Origin of the sequence: Okeania sp. SIO2C2 (assembly GCF_010692625.1) — a bacterium.
In the GTDB taxonomy this organism is placed as follows: Bacteria; Cyanobacteriota; Cyanobacteriia; order Cyanobacteriales; family Microcoleaceae; genus Okeania; species Okeania hirsuta.
Map to the genome: position 1 here is coordinate 58,194 of NZ_JAAHGM010000025.1, position 23,195 is coordinate 81,388.

Annotated in this window: 17 protein-coding genes and 2 pseudogenes; 7 read left to right on the top strand and 12 right to left on the bottom strand. The window is 34.5% G+C overall.

The features are described from left to right. The first annotated feature begins 232 nt into the window (after positions 1-232). Positions 233-1,759 carry a hemolysin family protein gene (locus tag F6K18_RS20090; RefSeq protein ID WP_287523338.1) on the top strand — a complete coding sequence of 509 codons (1,527 nt, stop codon included), beginning with the start codon at positions 233-235 and terminating at the stop codon, positions 1,757-1,759. Positions 1,760-2,570: 811 nt separating this feature from the next. On the opposite strand, the gene queF is transcribed toward F6K18_RS20090, so the two are convergent. After that, a complete protein-coding gene (queF, locus tag F6K18_RS20095; protein ID WP_124147072.1) occupies positions 2,571-3,005 on the bottom strand; it encodes a preQ(1) synthase in 435 nt (144 codons plus the stop codon). Between the two features lie 143 nt (positions 3,006-3,148). Here queF and F6K18_RS20100 point away from each other — a divergent pair, with 143 nt between their 5' ends. After that, positions 3,149-3,727: a hypothetical protein gene (locus F6K18_RS20100; protein ID WP_124147073.1), complete on the top strand. Its 579-nt coding sequence runs from the start codon at positions 3,149-3,151 to the stop codon at positions 3,725-3,727. Between the two features lie 512 nt (positions 3,728-4,239). Here the strand turns inward: F6K18_RS20100 and speD are convergent. Next, positions 4,240-4,686 (bottom strand): adenosylmethionine decarboxylase, encoded by a 447-nt coding sequence (gene speD / locus F6K18_RS20105; protein ID WP_287523300.1) that lies wholly within the window; start codon positions 4,684-4,686, stop codon positions 4,240-4,242. Positions 4,687-4,834: 148 nt separating this feature from the next. Beyond that, positions 4,835-5,890 carry a pentapeptide repeat-containing protein gene (locus tag F6K18_RS20110; protein WP_287523302.1) on the bottom strand — a complete coding sequence of 352 codons (1,056 nt, stop codon included), beginning with the start codon at positions 5,888-5,890 and terminating at the stop codon, positions 4,835-4,837. 1,432 nt (positions 5,891-7,322) lie between these two features. Here F6K18_RS20110 and F6K18_RS20115 point away from each other — a divergent pair. From F6K18_RS20115 to F6K18_RS20130, 4 genes are all read left to right on the top strand, one after another. After that, positions 7,323-8,339: a CHAD domain-containing protein gene (locus F6K18_RS20115; protein ID WP_287523304.1), complete on the top strand. Its 1,017-nt coding sequence runs from the start codon at positions 7,323-7,325 to the stop codon at positions 8,337-8,339. Positions 8,340-8,700: 361 nt separating this feature from the next. Then, positions 8,701-8,979: a transposase gene (locus F6K18_RS20120; protein ID WP_287523307.1), complete on the top strand. Its 279-nt coding sequence runs from the start codon at positions 8,701-8,703 to the stop codon at positions 8,977-8,979. A 241-nt stretch (positions 8,980-9,220) separates the two neighbouring features. Then, the gene (locus tag F6K18_RS20125) at positions 9,221-9,475 is read left to right on the top strand and encodes a transposase (protein ID WP_287523309.1); all 255 of its coding nucleotides are present in this window, start codon (positions 9,221-9,223) and stop codon (positions 9,473-9,475) included. 115 nt (positions 9,476-9,590) lie between these two features. After that, positions 9,591-10,247, top strand: coding sequence for a Crp/Fnr family transcriptional regulator (locus F6K18_RS20130; RefSeq protein WP_287523310.1), 657 nt, complete (start codon positions 9,591-9,593; stop codon positions 10,245-10,247). Between the two features lie 442 nt (positions 10,248-10,689). On the opposite strand, the gene F6K18_RS20135 is transcribed toward F6K18_RS20130, so the two are convergent. From F6K18_RS20135 to F6K18_RS20160, 6 genes and pseudogenes are all read right to left on the bottom strand, one after another. Next, positions 10,690-11,871 (bottom strand): FtsW/RodA/SpoVE family cell cycle protein, encoded by a 1,182-nt coding sequence (locus F6K18_RS20135; RefSeq protein WP_287523312.1) that lies wholly within the window; start codon positions 11,869-11,871, stop codon positions 10,690-10,692. A 91-nt stretch (positions 11,872-11,962) separates the two neighbouring features. Continuing rightward, positions 11,963-12,451, bottom strand: a complete 489-nt coding sequence (locus F6K18_RS20140) for a GNAT family N-acetyltransferase (protein WP_287523313.1) — start codon at positions 12,449-12,451, stop codon at positions 11,963-11,965. Positions 12,452-13,162: 711 nt separating this feature from the next. Then, complete coding sequence (locus tag F6K18_RS20145) at positions 13,163-13,762, bottom strand: tRNA-(ms[2]io[6]A)-hydroxylase (RefSeq protein WP_287523315.1); 600 nt, start codon at positions 13,760-13,762, stop codon at positions 13,163-13,165. A gap of 2 nt (positions 13,763-13,764) precedes the next feature. Further along, positions 13,765-13,893 (bottom strand): hypothetical protein, encoded by a 129-nt coding sequence (locus F6K18_RS20150; RefSeq protein WP_275670286.1) that lies wholly within the window; start codon positions 13,891-13,893, stop codon positions 13,765-13,767. 381 nt (positions 13,894-14,274) lie between these two features. Continuing rightward, a pseudogene (locus F6K18_RS20155) lies at positions 14,275-15,270 on the bottom strand (ion transporter). Positions 15,271-15,856: 586 nt separating this feature from the next. Next, positions 15,857-18,019, bottom strand: coding sequence for a glycosyltransferase family 41 protein (locus tag F6K18_RS20160; protein ID WP_287523317.1), 2,163 nt, complete (start codon positions 18,017-18,019; stop codon positions 15,857-15,859). A 933-nt stretch (positions 18,020-18,952) separates the two neighbouring features. Between F6K18_RS20160 and F6K18_RS20165 the strand changes: the two genes are divergently transcribed. After that, positions 18,953-19,630: a glycoside hydrolase family 108 protein gene (locus F6K18_RS20165; RefSeq protein ID WP_287523319.1), complete on the top strand. Its 678-nt coding sequence runs from the start codon at positions 18,953-18,955 to the stop codon at positions 19,628-19,630. Between the two features lie 402 nt (positions 19,631-20,032). Here F6K18_RS20165 and F6K18_RS20170 read toward each other — a convergent pair whose 3' ends face one another. From F6K18_RS20170 to rplU, 3 genes and pseudogenes are all read right to left on the bottom strand, one after another. Continuing rightward, complete coding sequence (locus F6K18_RS20170; protein WP_124143458.1) at positions 20,033-21,601, bottom strand: TAXI family TRAP transporter solute-binding subunit; 1,569 nt, start codon at positions 21,599-21,601, stop codon at positions 20,033-20,035. 392 nt (positions 21,602-21,993) lie between these two features. Beyond that, positions 21,994-22,281 (bottom strand): 50S ribosomal protein L27, encoded by a 288-nt coding sequence (gene rpmA, locus F6K18_RS20175; protein ID WP_124143459.1) that lies wholly within the window; start codon positions 22,279-22,281, stop codon positions 21,994-21,996. A gap of 163 nt (positions 22,282-22,444) precedes the next feature. Beyond that, positions 22,445-22,834 (bottom strand): annotated as a pseudogene (rplU, locus tag F6K18_RS20180) (50S ribosomal protein L21); the annotation flags it as partial. Between the last annotated feature and the right edge of the window lie 361 nt (positions 22,835-23,195).

Here is a 23,195-nt window from a genome sequence, read left to right on the forward strand (position 1 = left end):
TTAATGAGTTATGTGAACGGTTCTTTGAATATTATGAGAAAAGTAGCTCTCTTTTGTCTTTGACCATGGGAAGCGAGGGTGCTGTAGTGCCTCCTCCGGAGGAGCTACGCTAACACGAGCGTCAGGATAACACCTGCGATCCGAAGGATATGTCTTATGTGACTATATTTTTATAAACTATAAATTGTTAAATATTAAACATGAAAATTTTCAGAGGTCTGAGGCAGAATCAATGGCAATAAGTTTGGGAGAAATGCCAAGCTTAGAAATCCTGACATCGACAGAGATAATGTCGCGACTTTTGTCAGTCTTTCTGCTAATTATCATCAATGCCTTTTTTGTGGTGGCAGAATTTTCTATAGTTTCTGTGCGTAGATCCCGCATTAATCAATTAGTCGATGCAGGTGATGTTCAAGCGAAAATTGTTCAACAACTTCAAAAAAATATAGACAGACTACTCTCAACCACTCAGTTAGGTATTACTTTGTCTAGTTTAGCTTTAGGTTGGATTGCTGAAGGAACTATGGCAGTAATTGTTAGATCTGCAATAGTTAAACTCCCCCTACCTATTCATGTTAGTCAAGGGATTGCTCACTCCCTAGCTATCCCAATTGTCACCTTTTTTATTTTGGCTTACCTGCAAATTGTCCTAGGAGAATTATGCCCAAAATCAGTAGCACTATTATATTCAGAAAAATTATCGAGATTATTCGGTCCTTTGAGTCTAGCTATCTCTCGCTTCTTTAATCCATTTATTTGGGTCTTAAATCAATCTACTCGTTGGTTATTACGACTGATAGGAATTAAATACACTGGCAGTGTCTGGAAAACACCTGTTACCCCTGAAGAATTACAATTAATTATCTCTACTTCTACTGAATCAACTGGTTTAGAAGCAGAAGAACGACAATTACTTAGTAATGTCTTTGAATTTGGGGAAGTATCAGCTTTAGAGGTCATGGTTCAACGCACTAATATAGATGCTATTTCTAGTACGGCTACTTTTAAAAATTTGTTAGACGAAATTAAGGTATCTGGTCATTCTCGTTATCCTGTCATTGGTGAGTCCATAGATGACATTCAGGGTATTATAGATTTCAAAGAATTAGCCCAACCTTTAGCAAAAGGTTTATTATCCCCACAAACTTTAATTATATCTTGGATTCGCCCTGTAAGGTTTGTATCTGGACAAATGTATTTGAGCGAGTTATTATCATTGATGCAAAGAATGCGTCAAATTCCAAACAGTCGTCAGCACCCAGAAATGGTAATAGTAGTAGATGAATTTGGTGGTACTGCTGGATTAATTACGCGAGAGGATTTGATTGCTGAAATTATCGGCGGTAATAGTTATGAAGTAACTGGTACTGAAGAATTTACTTTACAAATGTTAGACGATCAGACTTTTATTGTGCAAGCACAGTTAAGTGTAGAAGAAGTTAATGAACTATTGAATTTAGATTTACCTCTAACTGAGGATTATCAAACTTTGGGAGGATTTTTGATTTATCAGTTACAAAAAATACCTACTGCTGGAGAAAAGTTATGGTATGAAAATCTTGAATTTACTATTATTTCTGCCGAAGGCCCACGTCTCGATCAAATTAAAATTAGTCAATTAGAAGAGTTAGAAAATGAGCAAATTGTTAATGCGTTTTTAGAAGATGAAGCAGGAGAAAAAGTCAATCAAACTACATCAGATGAACTAATTGATAGCTCAGTTTTTCAGGCTGAAACTGACCCTCAAGATATGAACTAAAACCTTTATTATAGCAAGTTTTCTGGTTCTAAGAGGAGAGTTCAATAATTAATAATTAATAATTAATAATTACCTCTGTTTGAAAAGAAGAAAATTGATGCGGTAGAGAAATTTTTTTCTTCTCTTGGTCTCATGGATATGGCTCCGAGACCCGTTCTTACAGACCCGCTCCGAAGATCGCCATCCCACCCTACGGGAAGCTCCGAAGACTCACGGCTTTTTTCTCCTTTAAAGGAGAGGTTTTAAACCTTAATTATTCGGTAAATATCAAGTTAATCCTCATTTTTGTTGTCTGTTACTTTTTTCTGCATATAATATAGTACACCTCTTGCAAAAATATTATATGCTATATTTATAAGCCATTTTTTGTCTAGTTTGACGTGAAAATATACCCAGAATTGCTCATTTTTTTGAACTAATTAGGGCTTGCTCAATAAAGCTAAAAGTCAGGATAGCTTACGGTAATGGAGCTTTGTATATTCAGCTTATCTCCTAGTTATTGGCTCTTATTTCCCTCAAAATACTGAAATTTTCTGCTGAAATTCAAGAAAATTTCTTCACATAAAATAGCCGAAACCTTTGCCTGTTCCTCCCATCTCCGCGCCGCCGTGTCCTACCCCCACCAACTAATTTTTTCAGCAGACCCTAATTAAATATACAGCGATCGCCAATTTACAAAATCATTAAAAATTGGCACACTAAAAAAGTTTAGCTCATCATTAAAAGCTCAACTAACTATCGGTTTAATAGATTTTTATTAAAACTTAATTAGCAAAGCTGACCGCAAGCTAGCTGAATACTTACCCTGTAATTACTTATCTAAATTTTCTTTATAATGTTCGACTTCAATAGTAGTATGAACATTTCCTCGTGGATAAAAATTAGCTTTAATTTTTACTTCTAAAGGGTCACAAGCAGCTACCAAATCATCTAAAATTTGATTCACTGATTCTTCATGGGAAATATAACGGTCGCGATAACTATTAATATACAATTTCAGTGCTTTCAATTCCACCACTCGTTCATTTGGAACATATTTTACGTCAATTGTGGCAAAATCTGGATAACCAGAAAAAGGGCATTTACAAGTAAATTCTGGTAAAGTAATGTTAATTTCATAACGTCGTCCAACACGGGGATTAGGAAAAGTAATTAACTCTCCTTCTAATATATTCCGCTCTCCATATTTAGCTTCTTGCATATTAAACTCTTGAGAAAGTTCATGGTTAGTTTCAGAATAATTCATAGATATTAATTAAACAATTTGGAAATACAATTTGTAGAAGTAAATGCTTTTCTTTAATCATGACTTGACTAATTTATATTTTATTGCTCTAATTTCACTAATTATCCCCCATAATTATTGAAAAATATCATAGTAGTAAAATAATGCAAAATATTAGCGCATCTAGTCAGATGGGACATAATTCCGAAAATAACTACTCTCCATCTATACCTATTTCTGTATATAGAGAAGCTACTGCTGAACTACAAGCAACTCAAATTAAGCTAGAATCACTCAAAGTTCATAATGAACAGTTAATCCAGCAAAATCAAAAACTCAGAAGAGAATTTGAAAAAGTGATTCACTCTGCGACACAGCTACAAGAAATTATAAATTCTTCTGTGCTAGTAACTCAACCTCAAATGTCTTCTTTTCCCAACTCTGAACTTAAGGTAGATACTTTTAGAGATAACTCTTTTAATTCTGATTTTGAAGTAGATTCTCCTGAAACATCATCTTCCTCACCTTCTCTACCATTTACCGACTCTAAAAAAGCAGATCCAGATTTTCCAGAGTATCTATATACAGAAGAACCAGATATAAGTAGCTACAGCAAAACTTCTAATTCCACACAAGTATCTGACCTCAATGGAATTTGGTTAGTAGTTGCTATTTGTTTGATTGTAATTGCTGCATTTGGTGCTGGGTATTGGGTTGTTCGTCCAATTTTAAATCAGCGATAATGCTCCGCTTCGCTACTGGAATAACCAATACTCACCTAAGAAGTTACAGACTCAAATACATTATTATAATCCCACGGCTTTAGTCGTGGGGTTGTTAACTCAAACCAAGCATATATGTAATTTAGTTATTATTAATTTATATTGGTTGTTCATCCTCTTGCTAAACTCGTTTGTTTGACATACTCTACTTACTTCAGGGAGTTGATTTCTCCCAGACTCGTCAGGGATTACTGGATATTCAGACCGCTTAACTCTCTCTACTCGCGCAGTAGTTAACCAGAAGCGGGACTGTCCTCAGTCGTTCAGGTGGTTAGCCTCAGTTCTCGGATATCCGACCATAATGATTTTACCAGAAATAGAGTTTGATTAAATGGTTGGTACTTTGTTAGTTTCTCTAGCTGTTTTGACTGTGCCTTCGCCACCACAGGTTCTTAGTTTTGACCTTCTCGTACTCTTTGCCTCCAAATGATTTCTCTAGCCTACGAAGTAGAGGGTCAGGTACTAATCCAAGCTTAACACAAAGTCGCCCTGAAACGGCGAGGCTTTAAAGCCTGTTTTTCGGTAAAACTGTTAACATTACGATCTTTTGTAGAAGTATCTTGGACTCCCATCCCAGGGTCAAAACCGCGCTTGATCTCAGTCAATTTTATTTGTTTAGCTTGGAGAGCTGTTTCTAGAATCTCTACAGCTTTATGCGGATTTCCATGACCACAAAAGAATAAGTCAGCAGCAAAGTAACCTAGTTCTGGCCATGTATGAATGGCAATATGAGACTCTGCCAATGTTGCCGTCGCAGTTACTCCATGAGGACTAAACTGATGAACACATAAGTCTATGAGAGTTGCTCCTCCTGCTGTAATTGCATCAATTAAACAGCGACGGATACGTTCAGGGTCGTTGAGCAGTTCTGCAGGGGACTGCCAGGCATCAACGACTAGATGGGTTCCCAATTGTTTCATTCTACGCGGTTATACCTCCACCCGATTAAGGTCTCCAATTTTTTAGTTTATCACAAAATTTTGGGGTTTTTTAATTATGAGTGATTTAATGTAACCAATTTTGGAGATTTTAGCTCTTTAGCCAGACTTGCTCCAATCTATTTTAACTCTATTTGTGAGTTGAACCATTCGGCATAATTGCTTCTTTCAAGCAAACATCCTGAAGAGTAGAAAGATTTAAACTAGACCCAATCAAGTTAGCACAACACAAACAAGCTTCTTTTAAGTCAGCGCCTTTAAGAGATACTAACAATAAACCAGCACCATAAAGATTAGCTTTCTGTAAATTAGCACCTCGCAAATCAGCTTCCAATAAATTTGCCCCTGAGAGATTGGCCGCTTTCAAGTTAGCGCCTCTTAAGTTAGCTTTTTTCAAGTCAACAGCTCGCAGGTCTGCTTGTTCAAGATTAACACCATTGAGATTAGTATTGCTAAGATTTGCTCCTTGTAGATTAACCCCACTCAAATTTGCTCCACTTAAATTAGCATTGCTCAAGTTTGCTCCTTGTAAGTCTGCCTCAGTTAAGTCAGCAGCGCAAAGGTTGGCCTCTGCCAAAGTTGCTTCTGTTAAATCTGCCTTGATTAATTTTGCACCACTGAGATTTCCTCGTTGTAGATAAGCTCGAATTAGACTTGCCTGATTTAATAAAGTCCCACTTAGATCTACCTCACTCATAATTGCCCGATTCAAAGTGGCCTTAGTTAAGTCTGCGCCACTGAGAATAGCACGACTGAGGGTAACTCCTGTTAGGTTAGCTTCAATCAGTTTTGAGCCATTCAGTAAACAAGTTCCGACCATGCTAGTGCCAATCAGAATAGCTTCTGTTAAATCTGCTTCTGAAAAAATAGCCCCACTCAGAATTACTCCACTTAAATCGGCTTCAATAAGAGTGGTTTTAGTAAAGCTCGTAGCGCTCAAATTAGCTTCAATTAACTTAGCTTCAGAGAGGTTAGCATTACTAAAATCTGCACCAACTAGATTAGCTCCAATTAGTTTAGTTTTAGCTAGGTAAGAATTTTTGAAACTAGCATTACTTAAATTACTTCGATTCAGGTTAGCTGCACCTAAATTCACTGCAACTAGGTTAGCTCCTGGAAAATCTCTTTCTCCCTTTGAGTGTCTAATTAATAGTTCATTTGCACTTAAAAGCTCGCTGACATTCATAAAATAAATCTGTTAATTTATCTAGATTTTTGTTGATTTGCTTGATTTCCTCTTAATTGCCAAAAATTAAGTTTATAAGTTTAAAGGATTCTATATTTGGTTAAACTTTCAACAGAAATTATTTTTTGTTAATGCTAAACAAAGTTTGTCGGCGCAGCCCTCATCTGGGATGTCCTAGTGGTCTGTCAAAATATTATTGACGGGTTTTATCCCCCCTAACTACCCTTAAAAATGAGGGAATTAGAAAAAAGCTATGGACAGAATTAATTTTACAGACCACTAGTTTGAATAGGTTCATCAGTCTTGGATAATAGAACTTTACTCCATGACTAATTACTATTTGTTGTATTGATTGTATTGATCAAATTACAGGAGTTATTTGCTGGCATCCTTGTCGTCTAGAGACCCTTGTGTGGCTGCGGGTCTGTTCAGCTAGTGTCACCCCCCTGATAGTTGGTGGGACAACTAGATTGCAGGTTATTGTGATTATTAAGCTGCACAATAATTAAGCTATCAGGTTCGTCTGAAGCTGAACCTTGAGTATCTGATGTTCTTATACTACATTTATTGCTTATATCTATTTGATCCATCAGTGCCTAATTTTTTTGAAATTGGCTGCTTTGTTAGTAAAAATGATAGCTGACAATTGACGATTAGACAAATTTTTGTTAGAGCAGTCTGAAATCTTTATACTTAAAAGATTTTAATTGACAAAAAGTTTTTTTTATGATATTTTAAAAATAATTAGGATTTGCTGAATAAAGTCTTTTTGATGGAGGAGGAGACAGGAGACAGGAGACAGGAGACAGGAGAAATGGAAATTTAGAGGAAGTTAGGAGTAAGAATTGTCCCTAAATTTTTCTGCCCAACTATGAGCCTAAAATACGCTCCTTTTTGAGCGTGAAGAGCTGAAAACCAGGTACTTTTTTCGCCCCCAAAAAGGCTAAAATCTTTATCTGTCAATGCTTTTAGATTTAATCAGCAAGCCCTAATTAAGAATTTAAAGTATGCCTGATATCAAGTCTAATTGAATAACCTCTATAAAGCTTGCTTCTTCAAATATAAATATATAGATACCTTATATACAACGTCTTTACGTCATAGTTAATGAATGTGACTCTATGGGGACTTACACATTTCCCAGTTATCAATGCTATATATAGTGTGTTACTATAGTTTTTGTTTACTATATATAGTATTTTTGCGTAAGTTATATTAATATTAATCTTAATCTTAATTCTTGTCTTGTTTTCTATTCACTGAAAACCCCAAAACTCTCTATCTTATTAAGTAGAAAATTGCTGTAAAAGAGTTGAGGCAGCAACAAATAGACAATAAGATTTGTTAAAAATCCACAAAAAGTGTTATTATAGAAGTTTTTCAGAATATTGTAGACGTGACTGCAAAAGTTGAGTTAGGGTTTCAATTAACTATGACAACACAAGTATTGCCGAAAGTAAATAGTCTTGGAGACTGGGCATCCTTAGCTTTTGAAAAGCATTTTCAGAAAACCCTCAGACACGAACCAGAGGTACTCAAAGATCAAGACCCAGAGGAACTACATCAAATGCGTGTGGGTATGCGTCGCTTGCGCTCTGCTGCTCAAGGTTTTAGGCCAGTTGTCACTTTGCCGAAAGCAGCTCAAGATCAAAAAATTGGTAAAATTGCTCGTTGTTTAGGGGGTTTAAGAGATTTAGATGTTCTTTTAGAAGCGCTTCAAAATCGCTATCAACCAAATTTACCTCCTCAAGAACAGGCAGAGTTAGAGAAGGTTATGCAGCAATTACGAAAACAACGTCGTCAAGCTTTTAAAAAAGTACGAGGAATACTTGGAAATAAGAATTATCTAATGTTGAAGCAGAAATTACAGGAATGGTTGGATAAGCCAATTTATACAGATATTTCTCGCCTGCCTATTCAAGAGGTATTACCAGATTTATTATTACCTGAAGTTAGTCAATTACTGCTTCATCCTGGCTGGTTGGTTGGTATTGAAACAGAGGATTTAGAAACAAGTGATAATCAGGATTTTTTACTACAAAAAACTAATTCCAAGCATCAAGTTGTCAAAATAAATAATGATGTTTCTTTTATAAGTATTAGCGATAAAGATGAGGAAAATCTACATAGTCTGCGTAAAGAAGTAAAGCGGGTTCGTTACCAGATGAGCTTGTTTACTGAATTTTATGGTCAGACTTATGAAGCTTATTTAAAAGATATGAAAGAAATTCAGGAATATCTGGGTGATATTCAAGATGGTGCTGTTTTAAGAGAATTTTTGGAAAAAGTTTTGCAATCTAAAATTGACAAAGTTCTTCCTACCTTAGAGAAGCAACTCCAACAAAATTGGCATCAAGCATGGCAAAAATGGCAGGTTTTGCAAAGACGATATCTTAATATTCAAGTTAGACAAAATTTCCGCTATGAATTATTGCGACCTGCGATCTAAATTCTGGTATATTAGACTTCTTGTAGAGGTAAAAGAAAAAACAAAGAAAGAAGTGAATATTTAATTTTTACTTTTGCAAGAAGTTTATTTATCCAAAATTGGTAGTAGGTAAAGATTGAGTAAAAAGCAGAAAAGAAAATAGGTATAATAAACATTATACATAAATATAGTCATATATAGTCAAGTGATGTCAAATATCTTCCTGAATTTGTACTAAAGGGCTACTAAATATTTGACAAAATTTAATAACTCTCGAGCAGAAGTTTAATAGTATAATGAAATTGCCTAATAATTCCAGACTAAATAATTATAAAAATTCCTAAATGCTCCCATCCTAATAGAATTTTAACTACTGAGATTTATGAGATTAGTTGAGAGACATATTATTCAGAAAAATCATCGGTTTTATCCTGAAATTGACCAACCGTGTTTCTTGTCGAAAAATCTCTATAATTATGCTAATTATTTAGTTCGTCAATCTTGGATATTTGAAAAAACAAATAATTCCTATTACGACCTGCAAAAAACACTCTCTACTCAATCAGATTATCAAGCAATGCCAGCTAAAGTATCTCAACAAATATTGATGATACTAGATAGAAACACCGAAGAGTTTTTTAGCAGCGAACGAAGTTTATAAACAGAACCAATCAAAGTTTAAAGTTCGTCCTCGTCCTCCTGGATATAAAAAGAAAATAACGGGAAGAAATATTGTAGTTTATACAACACAAGCTATCAGCAAGAAGCAATTAAAACAAGGAATTATTAATCCCAGTAAAACAGAGATTTACCTAAAAACATTAGTACCTACTTCACAAATTAAACAAATTCGTCTCGTCCCTAGACTTAACCATTATGTAATTGAGGTGATTTATGAAGCGATGGAAAAACAATACGAGCTAGAAAAAAATCGTTGCGCCAGTATTGATATAGGATTAAACAACTTAGCTACATTAACTTTTAATCAAGCCGGAATCAAACCGCTCTTGATCAATGGCAGACCGTTAAAATCTATCAATCAATACTATAATAAAGTTAAAAGCTTCCTACAGTCTCAACTCCAGGAAAATAGATCGAGTAAGAGACTAAAAAAAATGATGCTTGTTTATCCTGCCTTACTGAGTGGGATTGAATGATGATAAAAAAAGTTTAACCTATTACTAATCTTTTAATTACCTAATCTTTACTTTGTGAGGATAGTCTGAGTACTATGTATATAAAACCAGTATATGTAAACTGGAATGTATAAATATGGCTCAAACTTCTAGAGCAACTATAGAAACTAATAATTACAATACAAGTTCTGAACGTCATCTACACTTTTTTAATAAAGGAGAAACAATACCTTTAATGCCGCAAGGTGTCTGGCAAATTTGTCAAGGTTTAGTGCGACTCAGTACCCTTTATCCAATAGGCGAAGAAGGTCTACTCGGATGGGGTGGACCTTCTATGTGCTTTGGTAGTTGTTTTTCCCACTTGCAGACTTATCGGGCAAATGCTTTGTCAGATGTTTGTCTAATGTGGTACACAATGATCGAGATAGAGGCTTCCCCAAAATTAGCCCAAGAATTGTTACCTAAATTAGGAAGACGATTTCGGCAAACAGAGGCCTTGTTAGCGATTGTTGGACAACGACGAGTAGAAGACCGTCTCCATCAGTTATTATTATTGTTGAAGCAAGAATTTGGCCAGCCAGTGACTGATGGTACTCGGTTGAGTATTCGCTTGACTCATCAAGATATTGCTGGTGCAATTTGTACAACGCGAGTAACTGTCACGAGAATTTTGGGAAAATTACAACAGCAAGGATGGCTTAGTAGAGATAAAGATCGTCATCTGATATTAAAAAATGAAGCTTTTGCATACTCATCAGATTTGTTTGGATTTGTCAGTAACAATAATCACTAAACTTACTCAAATAAATTATAGCGCTAGGGAATAGGGAATAGGGAACAGGGAACAGGGAACAGGGAACAGAGAATAGCAAAATGTAAAAGGGTTTTAACATTGAAAAATGTCCTAACCAGTTCTTGTAGTGCTATATTAGGAATCTCCACAAATCAAAAATAAAATCAATTATCATATCATGTCCGAACGCAATTGTTTGTGTAAACCCAAGCATGAATATATGATTAAATTTAAGTTTTTTCTTGCTCTTAACTTTAGCCTTCTTGCCTCTTCCCTCTTGTCTCTTCCCTCTTCCTTCTTCCTTCTTCCTTCTTCCTTACCTTAGCTATACAATACCGATGCTACCGGACATGATATCACACAGAAATTATCAATTATTTCCCCTCCTGGGAGGGGTTAGGGGTGGGTTCCCTACTGCTTACTGCCTCTTTTCCGGAGATATCTATTGCACATATCGTTGCTTTCGTAAGCGACGTTCTTTCAAGATTAAAACATCTGCCTGATTTTCTTCTCTAGCTACTCTAACTAATAGTCCAGCTAGCAACAAACTACCAATCATTGAACTACCGCCATAACTAAACATTGGTAATGGTAAACCTGTAGTTGGCAGTATCCCAGTCGCAACACCTATATTTAAGAAAGACTGACCTACTAAAGCTATCATTACTCCAATGGCTACAAGTTGATGTGCCATTCTAGTAGCTTTTAAGGCAACTCTCAAAGCAATAATACTGTATATAGCTAATAATATTAACAGTAATAAGGCTCCCACAAAACCAAACTCTTCAGCATAAACAGAAAATATAAAGTCACTATATGGAATAGGAAGAAAATGTAGCTTTTGCTGAGATAAACCGAAACCGCTGCCCCAAATATCTCCAGAAGCGACTGCTAGTAAACTTTGAATTAACTGATAGCCATCCCCCATTGAATCTGCCCAAGGATTTGTAAAAGAAAGAACTCTCCTCCTCTGATAATCATTAATGCTGACGCTAATGGTAGCTAAAAGAAATCCACCTAAAGCAATACCTCCTAGATAAAAGTAAGGTAGTCCTGCTGCAAAGGCAATAAACCATAAAATCATACCACATAAGGCGGTGGTACTTAAGTTTGGTTGCAGTAAGATGGATGCTAGGATTAGAGAAAAAGTACATAACCAAGTTATCCTCACCAACCAAGTCAAGCGATTCCATTTACTATACAAATGAGCTGCTTGCAGCACCAAAAAAGGTTTCATTAGTTCAGATGGTTGAATAACTACTGGGCCTAAAGATATCCAGCGAGTTGCACCATTAATTGTAGTTCCTATTCCTGGTACCAGGGTGAGAAATAGTAGAGTGAGTATTAAAATTATGCCTATTTTGGCAGTTTGCAGCATAGTAGATAAGCGGGTATAAACAATTATATTAAATCCGATCGTTCCTACTAAAGCCCATATTAACTGCCTTTTAAAAAAGTATAGACCATCTCCATATTCTGTTGCACCACTGGAATAGGAGGCGGAAAACAATACTACTAAACCGATAAATAACCAGAGGAATGTGAACCATCGCAATAGTCTAGCTTCTATAGTCCATGTTTGGACTTTGGGGTCGAAAAAGGGAATGAGATAACGTAAATCCATATTCTTTTTGTTACGCTTTTGTTGCGTGTTAGGTGTTAGGTGGTAGGTAAATTTTTCTCATCTAAGGCGAAAATCTTAATTAATTTACTGTTTATTTTGTGTCTAGAATTTTTTGATAAATGCGATCGCAGCGTTTGGTTTCTACACCAGTTGTTAAGTAATAACCGCTACTTTCATATAATTTAACAGCTTCTTGCAATACTGTTGCTGTTTCTATCCAAATTTCTTGAAATTTACATTCTATAATTTTGTTTTCTAATTCTTTTAATAAAAATTTTCCTAAACCTTGATTTCTGATTTCTGGCAATAAGTACATCTTTCTAATTTCGACTGCTTTATTACCTCGTGAAATTGGATAATATGCGGCAGTGCCTAATATTTTTTCTTGTTTTTCTATTACCCAAAATTCTCCTCCTACATTTTGATAAAATTTTTCTACTTGTAAGACATCTCGATCTGCATCTTCAGGTTCCCAGTTTAAACTGTATTCTGCCAGAACAGAACCGATAATATTTGCTACTATTTGACGGTCATCTGGTTGCCAATTTCTAATTACAAAATCACGATAATATTTTTTCATAATTTAAGAAGGTTTTAGGTAGAAGGTTTGAGGTGGTAGGTGGTAGGTTAAAGGTTTTATAGCAATCTCAAATGATTTGTCAAAAATCAAAGGATATATAAAAATTCTCAAACTTTTACCCCTGTTACCTGTTACCTAAATTCAAAGATTTGTTTACCTGCAATTGAAATAGAATTCCTATAAGCAAATACCACATTGTTTATTTTTAATTTTCAAACAAATAATATCATGTCCGGTAGCATCGGTATTGTATAGCAAAGGTAAGGAAGAAGGAAGAGGGAAGAGGAAAGAAGAGAGAGGAAGGCTATTGAGCAAGAAAAAAATCTAAATTTCCTGTAGATATTCACCCTTAGGTTTACACAAACGATTGCGTTCGGACATGATATAAATTATCAAGATACACATTAGTAATCTTGGTTGAACAAAGTAAAAAATAAATTACCACGCCACCTAATATTTAATACCATTTCTCAAAAATAATACTATATTTATGCCAGACTTTAATGATTAAGTAATTAGTAAAATTCAATAATTTCTTGAGAGATTATTAGCCAGTAGGTATGTATTATTCTGATGTTTACTACTTCCCTACCTCTTTAGGTGCGTTAACGATAGTTATGCGAAGCTAACGGCCGTTCACCCTTTAAAGTCTATATTCATATAAACACCCTCATAAGAGCTGAGAGCTGAGAGCTAAAAGCTGATAGCTAGTTAACTATGAATGCGTGGTTCGGGATGTAAATTGCTCAGAATTTCACTTTCAAATATTGCTAATTCCTCTAATCTTTCCTCTACTTTTTCTTGTTCAAAATAAGTTGTGGCTAAAATCCAATATATTCCATAATGTCTGGCTTCAGATGCCATTAAACTACGATAAAATTTTGCTAGCTCTGGTTCTGGGCAGTAATCTGCAAGTAAGCCTAAACGTTCGTGACTCCGAGCTTCGATTAAACAGTAAACTAATAGTAAATCTAACATTCTTTCCGGTTCATTCCGCCGCACTTTACTATTTAAAGCTGCTCCATAAGGAGGAGAATTTAGAGGAGCTAATGGAATATTACGGCGTTCTAACCATTGGTTTACTTGCTCAAAATGTTCTAATTCTTCTTTAGCAATAGCTGTCAATTTTTTGATAAGTTTCGTACTTGAAGGATAGCGAAACATTAAATTTAAAGCTACTCCTGCTGCTTTTCGTTCACAGTGAGAATGGTCTAATAATATAGTGTCTAGATTAGCGATCGCTTGTTCTATCCAAGCTTGTGAAGTTGGTTGTTTAATATATTTAATGGTTGGTGTTTTTGTTAGTTGCATATTTATTCCTTGTGTTCATTTTCATAACGTTCTTTTGCTGTTTTTTTGAGATTAGCTGCAAGGTCTGGATAATTTTCTAACACTTTTTTCAAGTCATCTTTTTCTAAAATAAATAATTCACAGTAAGTCAATGTGATGATTGATGAAGTATGTCGTTGTTCATATACTAGAGCAATTTATCCAAAAAATTTACATGCACCCATATTCCTGTATATAATACCAGTTTTTTCTGAGAATGCTTGTACTAAACCACGTTTAATAAAGTGCATTTCATAACCCCAATTTCCTTCCCGAATTATATATTAATTAGGTGGTAATATTTCAGGTTTTAAAGCCATTACTATTTCTTCAAAAAAATGTCTAGTTGCTCCTTGAAAAATAGGTACTTTTTCGGGGTTGCACATTATGGAATGACATTGCCAAAAGTTGGTTTAGACTTTGACTAAAAAAACTTAATATTAGTTATTTTCATAATTATCAAATCCAAAATCATTTTCATCAAAAATCTCAAATCATTCTTCACTGTGCAACGCCACTTTTTCAATTACTTCTTTGTGCAATTGTAGTTCTAGTTTCATTTGCAGGAGATAGGGCAATTCTTCGAGTATGTGATAATCTCTAGTATCCTGATTTTCAATCCATCTATATTGATAGTAATCTCTAATTTTTTGTTGTAAATTAGATGGAATTTTGTTTTCCCGCATATATGTTTGAATTTGTCCTAACTTTTCTCTATATCTGGCTTTTGTAGCATCTAGTTTAGAAATTAATGAAGATACATTGCCAATAATATAGACATACATAGATATTCCTAAGAACATGACTACCAAAGTAAATATTATTTCAATTTCAGTAGTGGGAGTAATATCTCCATATCCTACAGTAGTCAGAGTTGTAATTGCCCAATAAAGGGAATTAATATATTGAGTTCTTATACTTGCTGATTGTAGATAATTACTAATCAACCAAGAATTTTCAGCATTAGATTCCCAACTGCCAATCATAAACCAGATACAAGCTACCCAATGAGTAATTAAAATAATTAGTATGACTAATTTACACATTTTAATCAAAGTAGGGTTAATATTTATATTAGTTTCCCTCCTGTTAAAAATTAGAGAAAATTGGGGTAGTCGTAATAAACGAGGGAATCTCAATCAAGCAATAATAAATAGTGAGTTTGGTACAATTATTCTGGCAATTAAATCTCCGGGAATACTAGCTACTAAATGCCTTGAAAAGAGTCGATCTCGATAATGTTGAGCGATATTTTTTTTGTCTTGAATATATTCTCCGTACTCAAAGTAGCCAATATGAAATCGAATAAACATATCAATAATTAAAATTACATCTCCTATAAGATCTAATATAATCCAGAGACCATCAAATCTATTTTTAAAAGCAATTCTAAATGGGATTATGAAAGCATTATAAAGAGTAATGGATACAATTAATACTTGCCAGAATCTAATAAATTTACTATCGGGATGAAGTGTGGGAATTTTCACTTTATTTTTCTTGAGTAATTATAGGAGGGAACAAGGAACAGGAAACAGGTAACAGGCAACAGTGGGAAAAATATTTCCCTGTCTAAGGTTTATTATCCACATAAGTTCTAGTACCATTTCACTTAAAGTCAGAATTGATATTTTAGGTAGTTAAAATCTCTACTATACAGTAATTTCAGCGTAAGCATTTCAGCTTATTATTTGACTTCATCAGTTACCAACTATTTGTGACACTTTTTAAGTGAATTGGTATAACAAACCCATTATTTTATAGAGTAAAATTAATTAGTGAAGAAGGCAATAGACATAAGAGAATCATACGTTAGAGGCATCAAACTCGCTACCAATTGCTAGCTACCAAATTTTTATGTTGCTGGGGATTTTAATTAACTAGAATAAAATAATTTTTTATCTTTTTCATTTGGGTTTAATACCCCACCGTCTACACGATGTTGACAATTGGTTGGGGTTTGAGTCCCCATCCACTTCTTCCTTCTTCCTTCTTCCTTCTTCCTTCTTCCTTCTTCCTTCTTCCTTCTTCAACTATTTTCATTGACTTTTTTTATATCCAAAAATGGAATAAGTATTATAATTTTCCGATAGTATTATACATATCTTGAGCAAATTTTTTCGGGTTCCATAATGGCGCTAAATTTTCTTGCTCTTTAGATTTAACTAATTTATCGACTAATTCCTGACGTAAATGAGGATTTTGACCTAGTTTTACACCCCAATCAATATATTCATTCCATGACCATGCTACGCCGAATTTAATATCTAAATTTTGTAAAAAAGAATAACCCATTCTAGATAAAAATTGCTCTCCGGCAAGAGTAACAACTGGTAAATTAAACCATAAAGCTTCTAAGGTATGAGTACCACCATTATAAGGATAAGAATCAAGCATAATATCTGCTAAAGAATAGATGCTTCTATGTTCCTCTTCTGTAGGAAATATTTCTATAAATTTAATGCGATGAATACTTACACCTTCAGCTTTACAACCTTGATGATAAGCAGATTGAAATACTTCTATATCTCCTAATGCTTTATGAATTAAAATACTATTAGGAACTTGCTTCAAGATAGCAATTTGTGCTTTGACTAAATCTCGGTTAAATTTTCTTCCTGGTGCTAAACAAAGATAAACAATTTGGTCTAAACCTATCCTCTGAGACTTTCTTAAATTAGCTCTATTTGTTTCTATTCTTTGAAAACCAGAAGTTGCTACAAATGAATTTGGCATCCTTACTAATTTTTCTATATAGTATTTATCTCGGTCTTGGGGGTGGGTATATAAATCGCATAGAAAATAATTCTTCTCAGATATATAAGGAGCATCAAATCCTAACCAAGATATACAAATTGGTGCAGGTTTATTACTTAAAATTTGTGTATTAATTGGTAAACTCAAAGAATCTAAATCTATCAATATATCTATTTTATCTTGCTGAATTTCTGTAATAATTTCTCGGAGATCGACGCTTCCGTGGGGATATTTTTTCGGTACATATAGTTTAGTAACAGCTTGGCTAAATTTTTTAGTTTGGTCATCTGTTTTGAGACGTTCTGTTGGATATAAATATATTTCTGTATTTAATTTTCCTAACTCTCGAATAATATCAAGGCTACACCAACCGACAGAATGTCGATTAAAATGACTAGAGATAAAGCCAATTTTTAATAGATGATTATTGTCAAAATTAACAGGAGTATAAAAATGATTATTTTGAGGTTTGAGGACAAATTGTCTATAAACTTTCGATACCGATTTGTAGAGGTCAGAGTTGGCTTGAATATCATCTCTTAAATAAGGAACACTAAAAATAAAATTTCCATATAAAGCTTTTATATCGACTACCTTTTTAACAATAGTCATATCTTCTTTCAATTTAGCTTCAAGGTCAAAAAATCTATCTTTAGCAATTTCATTTAAGCCAGATACTTGATAAATACTAATCAAATATATCCCAGTCATAATCGGATCTATTTCCCCACATTCCTGATAATAGTTAGTGACTGCTTCCCTGGCAACTACATAATTATTACCATCCCGAAGAATGCCACATAAATGTTGATGTGCTGTAGCATACTTAGGTTGAACTTCAATCGCTTTTTTCAGATACTTAATCGCCTCAGAAAACTTACCTTGACTTCTCAAAATTATACCAATTTGACTATAAGCTTCCGCCAAATTTGGGTTAAGTGTAATTGCCCTTTGCCAACTATCAATAGCTTCATCTAACTTTCCCTCTTCAGCTAACTTATATCCCTGACTTAAATTAATCTCAACCCCACCCAAATTAGGATTTAATTCCAAAGCCTTTTCTTGTGAGGCGATCGCTTCATCTAACCTACCCACTTGCTCCCAAACTTTGGCCAAATTCCAGTAAGCGACGGCCATATCTGGTCGTAGTTGAATCCCCTTCCTGTAACAAGCGATCGCCTCATCCAACTTTCCCTGACGAAAAAACATACTGCCCAAGTTAACATGAGCCTGGGATAACTCAGGATTAAGTTCTATGGCCCGATAATATAAATTAATTGCTTCGGAAATTTTACCTTGGGCCTGGATAATATTTGCTAGAGTGACATAAGTAGAGGCCCAATGCGGTTGTAGATTTAAAGATTGATGACAACAAGCGATCGCCTCTGATAAATGTCCCTGGGCATAATAAAGTTCTGCTTGTGCTGTTAATGCCTCAGAATTTGGAGTTTGTGAATGGGGAAGACTCGAAGAAATATTCATTGGAAAAAAAAGTCTATGCTATCTAATTAAAAGTTAAAATTTATCATATTTTGTACCTGAGTAGGACGAGAGAATATAGGTCTTTCCTCTAAGGTGCAATATTTGAGTTATCCTATGTTTAGTTTTGGGTAAAAATATTTGATATAGCGATCAGTTATCATCTAGAATCAAAACTTTTAACTGTAATGTTTTGAAGTTTCTTAGCTTTCTTAATCTGAATGCGTAGTGCTATAACTAATATGAAATAGGTTAATATTTGCTACAGATAATTTATCAATAGATAGAGAGATGGGGAAATAGGGAAAGTCATAAATAGCATAATTACTTGTATTTCATATCAACTTGCTGTTTTAATATTTCCCTCAATTTCCAGCCCTAAAGCTGATAATAAATGTAGTATTATTTTTGGTATTTAATATTCAATCAGGAAGATTTCAATGATAGGAAAAAAATTACATCAACTTCAACCAAAAATTAAATTTCAATCTCAAATAATTCTGGAAATTATTTCATTAATTTTGGTATAGCATTCAGCATTCAGCTAGAGCCAAAAATTTTAACTGTAAAGACTCTTTCAATGATATAAAAAAAAATTGCATCAACTTCAGCCAAAAATTAAATTTCAATCTCAAATAATTCTGAGAATTATTTCATTAATTTTGATATAGCATTCAGCATTCAGCGATAGTCAAAACTTTTAACTGTAATGTTTTGAATTTTTTTAGCTTTCCTAATCTTAATGCGTCGTGCTATAACTAATATGAAATAGATCATCGTTCGAGAGATAGAGAGAGCTGGAAAGTCTTAAATAGCAGAATTACTTGTATTTCATATCAACTTGCTCTTTTACTATTTCCCTCAACCTTAATCCCCAAAGCTGATAATAAATGTGGTATTATTTTTGGTATTTAATATTCAATCAGGAAGATTTCAATGATAGGAAAAAAATTGCATCAACTGCAACCAAAAATTAAATTTAAACCTCAAATAATTTTGGGAATTATTTCATTAATTTTGACAGTAGGAATCCCGATTTTTATCGATCATAAAATTCCTGTTCAAGCACAAATAGAACAAAAATACGAAGAAAAATTATTTGAAACAGCTCTAGCTTTTACTCTATATTTTGAAGGTGGATTTAGTAATCATCCAGCAGATAAAGGTGGTCGAACTTATAAAGGAATTTTGCAAACTGAATATAATTCCTATAGACGAAGACGTGGTTTACCAACCTTAGATGTTACACAAATGTCTGATACCGAACTGATGGAAATTTATCAAAGTTATTGGGATAATAGTAAGTCAGCTACAATGCATCCTGCTCTAGCTGTAGTTATGTTTGATACGGCAGTTAATTTTGGTATTAATAACTCAGTAACTTTTCTCCAACAAGCTTTAGGATTACCACAAACAGGTATATTTGATGCTGTTACTAAGTCAGCATTAGCAGAAGGTAATAATCGAAATACAGCTCTTCAAATGATTAATGAAAGAATTATTTATCGTTATAAAAGAGTGCAGGAAGATTCGAGTCAGATGGCTTTTTTTCATGGTTGGTTGGCTCGTGATTATAGTTTGTGGGGCTATGTAGAAAAGCTCAAAGATCGTTGAATAAGGAAGAAGGAAGAAGGAAGAAGGAAGAGGGAAGAAGGAAGAGGGAAGAGGGAAGAGGGAAGAAGAAAGCAATATTGATATGCGGAATCTAATACCAATTTGATAAATGGTTGTTACAAATGATACAAGTAAGAAACGAAGAGGTAAATATTGAAAAAAAGGTAAAAAAGATAGATATAACTATCTCAAATTAACTGAAACAGCTATTTTGAAGCGTATCCGATAAATATCTACCTTTTTGTAGTATCCTTTTTTTTTATTGGTATTACACTATTTACTGGCAATAGAAATTATATTACTCCGAAGCCAACGGATTGAATATAATACCCCACCGTCTATACGGTGTTGACAATTGGTTTGGAATCCCCATCTACTTCTTCCTTCTTCCTTCTTCCTTCTTCAAGAATTTAAGGACACAGGAACATGATGATGAGTAGTATTATTACCATTACCACTATTATTATTATTTAATTTGACATAATGACTAATCAGCTGAGTCAGATGAATGAAAGTCTGAATATCAATTTGACGTGATAATAACATTTCTCGATACTTATTTTCTAAATTTTCCAGCTTATCCTTAACTTCTTCTGGGCATACTTCCGACATAGATTGCCATTCATCAATTAATGCTATGGTATTTTGAATATCTTTCTGATTTTGTTTTTCTTGCAAAATTCGGCATTCTTCTACAAACACCTTTGTCATTTCTTCTAACTTTTCATAAGCTTCTTTAGGTAAATCTCCTTCAATCAACATTGACCTATGTTGGTGCCTTAATTCTTCTACTTCTTTAAGAGCTTGAATTGGATTTTCTTCTAAATTTAAACTAATCTCACTGAGAGCTAAACGGCTATTTTTAATCATATTGAGACACTGTTTATGACGCCACATTCGTAATAAAAATCCGATGATACCTGTAGATATAACAATAATTATACCTGCCTGTAAATCTTGGTTTTCCTCTAAATAGCGCATCCAAACTTGTCTGGGGTCGCCTTGCTCAAATGCTTGCTGAGAACCTGGATGAAGATAGACCAATCCACTCTGTAATAAAGAGCGAGCATTTCCGTTAGCAAGTTCTGGGTAAAATAATGAGTATTGTCGAGAAGATGAGATAATTGACCAAGTTAAAAGAGCAATTTTTTCTTTACTGACATCAGGACGAGTTACCAAAGCAGCAGCAGTAGAAATGGTAGGTAAATCTTCCTTAGGTATTGGTGGTAGAGGAATATAACTACCTTTCGGCATGGTTGCACTTTGATATGATTCTGGAAATTGAATAGTTAAGTAGTTAATAAAGGCAGTTGATATCGGAACTAACCTGAGCAAGGGAGGTGTTGCTAACTCTGCTTGAATTTTTTTACTGCTTCCCACCGGACCAACATAGACGAAAGCATCTATTTCTTTCTGTTTCAGTTTATCCAATCCTTCTCTGATATCAATATCCGCTTCAATAATGTTTAGATTTGTGGCACTAAATAGTCGTCTAGCAGTGAAGTAAATACCGCTTTCCGGAGCGCCAAAAACGACTCGCTTTCCGTCAAGGTCGGTAAAAGTATTGATTTGTGAGTCAGATTGTGTAATTAGATGTAAATATTCATGGGCAAGAACAGCTATTGTTTGGACTTTGCCCATTTTCATTGCTTCACTGGCGACATCTAGTTGAACTAGGGCAAGGTCTGTTTCTCCATTGAGTAGACGTTTGAGGTTTTGTTGCGAACCGTAGGAATCATAATTATCATGGACGGTTATTTTCCCTACTTCACGAGCTGAAATTACTATTTGCCTGCCTATGTTTTCATAAGCACCTCCATTAGCACCAGTAGAAAGGGTTAGACTGTGGCGTTGAGTAGTGCAACTCGTTAATGCGATCGCCCATAAAAATATACCTCCTATTCCGATTAATTTACTAGGTAGTTTGCGATGAGGATATATAGGAGTTGATAATTTCGTAAATATATGCAATTTTTGATCTCCTTAAAAGGAAAAATTTTATGCCTAGAATAATGCGATGATTTATACTTAACTATTAATATGCGCGACTACTAATTTTTTAATCCAACTGTAATTGTATCATGCCCACTTAGAATTATCGGTCTAAAAATATCTTGTTTTTGGCTCAATAGAAGGAAAAAGGAAAAAGGAAGAACCAAAAAATCTTGCGTTGTCTGAGTTTTAAGCTTTTAATATATCCTAACCTTTCCTTCCACTGGTATCAAATAGGATGATCCATAGAACGTACCCACAAAGATTTATTGAATTTTGCTAGATAGACGAAAAAAAAGTAGGACTTTACATCCTACTTTAAAAATAGTGTCGCCGATGCGTGGGTATGACTTGACACTTATCCAAACTATTTAAGCTTCAGCAATTGCGACATTAGCTTCTTGAGTTACTGGATAAACGCTCACTTTTTTCCGACTTTTACCTTTTCTTTCAAAAGTCACCACACCCTCAATTAAAGCAAATAAAGTATAGTCAGTACCCACACCAACATTATTGCCTGCATGGAATTTACTACCACGTTGCCTGACAAGAATATTACCCGCTTTAACAACTTGACCGCCAAAACGTTTAACACCTAATCTCTGGGAATTAGAGTCGCGACCGTTACGAGTACTACCAGTACCTTTCTTATGAGCCATGATTTCCTCCAAATTTTATTACATATAATAGCATCTGTACTTATTCTGCCTGATTTTCTGATTTTTCTTCAGATACAGTTTCAACTTCTGCCGTAGTCTCGGAAACTTCCTCGCTAACAGTTTCTACTGACTCTTGAATTTCTGTAGCTTCAGTTGCTGTTTCTGTAACAGTTTCACTTGCTTCTGAAGTTACTGTTGTAGCTGAAGTTTGAGATTCTCCTGCTGCTAATATTTTGCCATTAATACTTATGGAGTCAATCATTAGACGAGTAAGTTCTTGGCGATGTCCCCTTTTTTTCCGAGTTTTCTTTTTAGGCCGCATTTTGTAGACAATAATTTTTTTGCCCCGCAAGTGCCTCATCACAGTGCCTTCCACAAGAGCGCCTTTTACAAGGGGTTGACCAATATGAACATCTCCCTCATGTTGAACTAGAAGCACATTATCCAGAGAAACTTGATCCCCCTCCGCTGCTTGTAGAAGGTCAATATCGTAAAAGCGACCTGCTTCTACCCTCAGTTGTTTTCCACCTGTTTCAATAATTGCGTAACTCATTAAATTTGTGTTGATAGGTTTGCCGTACAGGTAGCTGGTTCTAACGCTAATACCTGAAAGTGGTATTGTAGTTAGTTAAAATGGGCAAATGCCTTGATTTATTTACCAGCTTTTATTATGTCTGAACCTGGTCCGAGCAGGATTTAGACACACAATCTCCAATTATCTCTGACAAACGTAATTTTTGTCAAGTAGCGGCTCATGGCTATTAGCTAGCGCATAACTACGTTAACGCCCCTACAAATTGTATAATGATCTACGGAACTATATTACTCCGAAGCAAACAGATTTGATATAATATCAAATTCCCTCGGGTTCGGTATAAAAAAATGTCCCAATCGATGCGCCATTGTCAAATCTT